The sequence below is a fragment of the Luteimonas saliphila genome (genome assembly GCF_016774335.1).
GTDB lineage: Bacteria > Pseudomonadota > Gammaproteobacteria > Xanthomonadales > Xanthomonadaceae > Luteimonas > Luteimonas saliphila.
This window is the reverse complement of record NZ_JAETWA010000021.1, coordinates 1-5,158: the sequence shown is the minus strand read 5'-3', so window position 1 is coordinate 5,158 and position 5,158 is coordinate 1. Positions and strand designations below refer to the sequence as shown.

The following is a 5,158-nucleotide window of genomic DNA, read 5'->3' as shown; positions in this document are numbered from 1 at the left end:
CACATCGACCACGTTGAAGGTCAGGGAGCCGCTCTCGATGCCATGCTGGTCCCCGAACTCGTTTCCAGGGGTGGTCTTGTTGCGTTCCTGGCGCTCGAGCAGGGTGTCGTAACGCAGGTCCACGCCCTGCGCACCCGACTGAGCCAGGCAGGGTACGGAAGCGGCGAACGCAATCAGTCCGATCCAACATGCGATGCCTGTTGAATGGAGCCGCCGGGGCTGTCTTTGCTGACATGGAATCGTCTTCATGGTGGTGTCAGTCATCCTCTTGGTGTCGATCATGCCAACCGGCTTCAAAGAAGACCGTGGCGGAAGGTCGGATGGATCGGGCTGTCCCCCATGCGATCCGTAGAAATAGGTGCGAAGCTGCTCAGGAGTGTCATAGGCGCGGCACCGGAACCAGCGAGAGATGGACACTCTGCCGGCGTGACGCGCGCGCAGAGCGGGCCGGTGATGGACGAGAACTTGTGTGCATCACGCTCGTGCCGACGGGCATCGCCGAGCCAAAGGGGTCAGCTGAGCCCTGCGCAATGTTCACGGAACGGCCGCCGTTAGGAGCCAACTGGCGCGGACGGGAATCCCAAAGCCCCACTCTCGGGCGATGAAGGAAGACAGTCGGCGTCGCGTCTCGTCCTGCGCGAGGCGCGATCGCCCGCGACAGCCCGCGTTCGGCCGACTCGCCGGGCCATTGGCCCGAACTTCCATGACAAGGCATGCGTCCCCCAGATATCCGTTCTGTCCCGTCGCCATCCCTGGCTCCCCCGAGGGGATGGCGCCATGCGTGCCAGCGGATCTTGCGCCTTCCGTACTAGTTGTCAAGAGCCTAATGCAGGCGTGCGTTCCCCTCCCAACTTTATGGACATCCGCGCCAGCAAGACCGTGCGAGCGAACGGGCGGGTTGCAAAAGAAAGCGTTAGATGCCGCGGGAGCTGGCGGATCGTGAGAGTTCGAACGAAAGCACTGCCGTTCAAGTAGCGGCAACTGTTCTGCTCTGTCAGCCTACGCTGTAGCGCTATGCATCGGCGGTTCGCGCAATTCGTATTTCCTTACTGCTTTCGCGCCACCTCAAGAGATTTGCTTGGCTAGCGCGTACCTGTGCCGAAGCTGGAGCGGCAGACTGAACGTGTCCAGCAGTCGCCCAAGGCAGGAGAACGCATCGTCAGCGAAGTGCTCGATTTGTTGCGCGCGCCACCCGTGCATTCTGGTTAGGAAACTAACGTGAGGTAATCACCAAATCAACGCCCAGCTTGGACAATCTCGCGAGAAAATCAGATGGAAGCTCCATGCTGAATCCGTTCTCAGTACCCTCTGAATCAAACGGCACAAAAATATCCAACTCCGCCTTCTCAATTCCAGCGTGGCCAACGAGTCTGTCGCACTTAACAAGATCCATAAGACCGATTAAGGAAGACGAGACCTTGTCGACGTTGACTTTTACTCTGTACTCCCAGAATCCAATCTTCTGCACCACTTCAGATCCGGAGGAAGTTACTCGAAGATCACCTCGGTTGCGCGATCGAGTGGGCGCTAACCCAAGCATCGTCGAGACGGACTCCAGCGAGATTGAATTGCCATACAAATAGATCGAGATAGAGCAAAAGTTGCTATTCATAAGATGCGGCTCGCTACTCATCATTAAGATTTCCAACGGGTTCACCGTTCTGGTCAACAACTTCACCCGTTTGCGGGTTCACGCCAAAATCATGATCGCCTCTTGCCCCAGGAGTGTGTTCTTTCACCCCCCTATGGAATCTGTCCTTCCCTTCTTTCGCGCCAACCCCGTTTCTCCTTCCCCACTCTGCCGCACCGGAATCACCGGGCCAGAAGCCCGGCGGGAACGAGCCAGACATCATCATTCCACAAGGTGGTCCGCCTGGCATTTCACACGGAGAAGCCCCCATTGGCGACGGCCAGAACAATGCTAGGGGGCCAACAAGACGCTTGCCGACACCTCCCGCAACAGTTGACCATGGAGTCGGAGTCGAAACCGGCGTCGGCGCTGGACGAACGCCGACAACGACGACTGTGCCCAAACTGGTCGGCTCAGTCTCTTCCTCTTGTGGTTTCGGTTCGGGCGGCGGCTCTTCTTTCTTCTCGCTTGCAATCCGTCCGTTCGGGTCGGTGAACCTGTAGGGATTGTTGTTGGCATACCTATACCGATGGAATTGCTTAACGGGGCCGCTGTGAGCGGTGACAGGATCGGCGCTGAGAAACACTCCCAACTGGGGATCGTAGTAGCGCTGGCGCATATAGGTCAGCTTCGTCGCCGCATCCTCCACATGCCCCGTATACCCCGGCCCATCCCGCCAAGCCCGGTTCGCCGGCCAACCGTACGGCTCGTACTCGCTCCTCTCGACGATCCCCCGGCTTGCATTGGTCACGATCACCGGACTACCCAGCGCGTCCGTGTGTTGGTAACGCACGGAGACCGTGCCACCCGCAGCCGGCTGGTCCCGGATCGCCACCAGGCTGCCGCCCAGGTAGATGTTGTCGAACTGCTTGGCCGCACGATTGTCGCGGTGCCAGTACAGCTTGCCGTTGAGTCCGTACTGCTGGTAGTCGCAGGCCGTGGGCGTACAGCTCAGTACGCGGCGCCCGTGCCCGTCGTAGGCATACCATTCCTTGCTCACGCTGCGGCGCAGCCGGTTGCCCAGGTCGAACTCGTAACCATCGGCGTTCTTTGCGAGCACGTTGCCTTGCGGATCGTAGGTCAGCGCGATTGCTGCCGGACTGGCCGTCCCCGTGCAGACCGACCCGGTCCGCGCGAAGGCCAAGCGCCCCTGAGCGTCGTAGCAGTAGTAGTGGTTTCGTGGCTGGTTGCCCCCCGTCACCTGCACTCGGGTGAGGTTGTCAAGCACGTCGTAAGCATAGGTGGCGTTGCCGAAGAACGAGGATGTCGGGACAGGCACCGTGACACTGGTCAACCGGTCCAGCCCGTCGTAAGCCATGGTGCGATGGCCGCGGTTCCCTGTCCGGCCGTCGCTGATCGCGGCCACGTTGCCATTGGGATCGTAGTCGTAGCCATCGTTCACGAATGCGCTGGCGGTACAGGTACCGTAGAAGTCACAGCTGGTATCCGGCAGGCCCCGCACGTTCTGGGTCAGCGTGTGCTGGATACCGTTGCCATAGGTGAACGACTTGAGTGCGCCGTTGGGGTGGTAGGTCGCTGCACTGGCGAACGTCCCTGCCTTGGTCGGCTGGCCCAAAGCGTTGGGGGCGAAGTCTACTGAAAGCCCGCTGCCATAGACCATCGTCGCCATGTGACCATTCGCGTTGTAGGTGTACTGGTGCTGGAACAGGGAACCCGTAATCTTGGTTGTCTCCGAGGCCAGCAAGCGGCGACGGTTGTAGACGTAGATGTTCTCCACCGGCACGACTTTCGGTTGAGAGGTGACGATCTTTTCGGGCACGCCGTCGGCGGCATACGTCCAGGCCTGGTTGCCCTGGCCGTCGGCGAAGGTCAGGGCCGTGAGCCTGTTGCGTCCGTCGTAGGTCCGGGCCGCCTTGCGGGCATTGATCGTCGTCGTGTTACCGGTGGTGTGGCAGGCAGTACTCGCTGGCAGGCCCGCCGCTGACCACGTCAGGTTGCCGGCTCCGTCGTACCCCATGACCGTGGCACCGGTTTCAGGCTCCACCGAGCGACACAGTTCCTGGTTCACGTTGTAGGCGTAGCTGCGGGTGAGCGCGACCGAGCCATTCGCGTTGCGGCGCTTGAGCGCCGTGACCTTTCCGAAGATGTCGCGGTGGATCTCGGTGAAGGCGCCCTCGGGATGGTTGATGCCGCGAGGAAGGTCGTAGGAGGGTTCGTCGAAAGTCTGGTAGAGCGTGGTCAGGGTCTGGTGGTTGCGTGGATTGGTCACCCGGGTCTGGAATCCTGCCAGGTACTCGGTGGTCGTGGTCAGCTGGCCCGTACCCTCCCAGTCCTGCCGGACCTGGGTGACGCGATCGAGCGCGTCGTATACGGTGTGCGTACCCTTTAGTGTCTGATCAAGATAAGACGTTGTTCCATGCACACGTGTGGAATAAGAACGAAATGATGGACGTCCAGCGGCGTCGTACCGGATGAAGGCGGCTGACACAGTGTTATTTGGATCGCCAAGATCAAGCGTCTGCTCAACGACTGGACGCCACAAGGCATCGTAGAACACGATCTTCCTGCCATTCCCGGTAAGCATGGTTCTGCGCCAGTGCCCGGTCGGCAGACCGTAGGTGCCTGCGTGTCCGCCCGAAAAGTCTATTGTCGTCTCGGCCCACTTTGATGTGTTGCAAACGTTCGCCTGGGTCTCGGATGGGTAGGTAATCTTCTTGACTCGTCCCATCAAATCGTGGTCATAGCAGGTCTTCGAGTTCATTTCGTCATTGATCGACCTGATCCAGCCGTTGTCGTCGACAACTGCTGTTTGCGTTGCGCCCGAGGGGGCTTCGGGCGTTGCCGGATACTTGATCGACTGCGGGATGCCACGTTTCCAACTCGACAGGGTGGTAACGTTATTGTTGCCGTCCGCGATCGTCTTGAGCGTCCCCAGTTGGCCAGCAACGGCAGTCTCGTAAGAGAACGTCTCCTGCGGCTTGCCGAAGCTGTATGTCTTCGAAGGCATGGCCTTCCACCCATAGTCGACCTGTGAAATCACAGAGTCCGCTTGGCCGTCGCATGCGTCATGGGCTGGAGCAGAAACGGCACAGGTGGTCTTCTTGACCTGGCCCAGGACGTAGGTCGCGAGGTCGTCGTGGTACTCGATGACCTCGGTGCGGCTATAGGTCTGGGCGTTCGCCACAGGAATCACCGACATGACAGACAGGCACGCAACCAACGCGTACCTGCAGCGAACGAGATAGTCCATGTCTCTTCCTTGTTCTGTCGTGGGCGCACGAGCGGAGCATGCGAGCCGGGCGCGCGCCGCTCCACGTCCGGATTGCCGGTGCGGCATTGCCGCTCCTGCGCCGTGCCGGCGGCGCGGTGCGGTCCGGCGAGCCTTGGTCGAAGTCGTCATCGGCAAGTCCTCGGGCCGCGCTACGGGTTGGGTGCGCTGCTGCGGGTGACCCTGGTCGGCCGACCCAGCGCGTCGAGACACCTGCCGGAGCAGGTGGTGTCGACAGCCCATCTGAACTGCGTCGCCTGCAGCACCTTGGTGGTGCTCAGCTTGGGCCGCAGGAACGT

General features: G+C 60.6%; 3 protein-coding genes. All 3 read right to left on the bottom strand.

Annotated elements, in window-relative coordinates; all coding sequences use genetic code 11:
• Nucleotides 1-282 (bottom strand): hypothetical protein (locus tag JMO03_RS21025; protein WP_238345914.1); only part of this gene is annotated, 282 nt, incomplete at its 3' end.
• A 931-nt stretch (nt 283-1,213) separates the two neighbouring features.
• Nucleotides 1,214-1,612 (bottom strand): DUF4279 domain-containing protein, encoded by a 399-nt coding sequence (locus JMO03_RS05140; protein ID WP_273544224.1) that lies wholly within the window; start codon nt 1,610-1,612, stop codon nt 1,214-1,216.
• A gap of 13 nt (nt 1,613-1,625) precedes the next feature.
• Nucleotides 1,626-4,841: an RHS repeat domain-containing protein gene (locus JMO03_RS21020; RefSeq protein WP_238345913.1), complete on the bottom strand. Its 3,216-nt coding sequence runs from the start codon at nt 4,839-4,841 to the stop codon at nt 1,626-1,628.
• Between the last annotated feature and the right edge of the window lie 317 nt (nt 4,842-5,158).

Coding starts and splice junctions, on each gene's coding strand:
- JMO03_RS21020 (WP_238345913.1), bottom strand. CDS start 4,841: ATGGACTATCTCGTTCGCTGCAGGTACGCGTTGGTTGCGTGCCTGTCT.
- JMO03_RS05140 (WP_273544224.1), bottom strand. CDS start 1,612: ATGAATAGCAACTTTTGCTCTATCTCGATCTATTTGTATGGCAATTCA.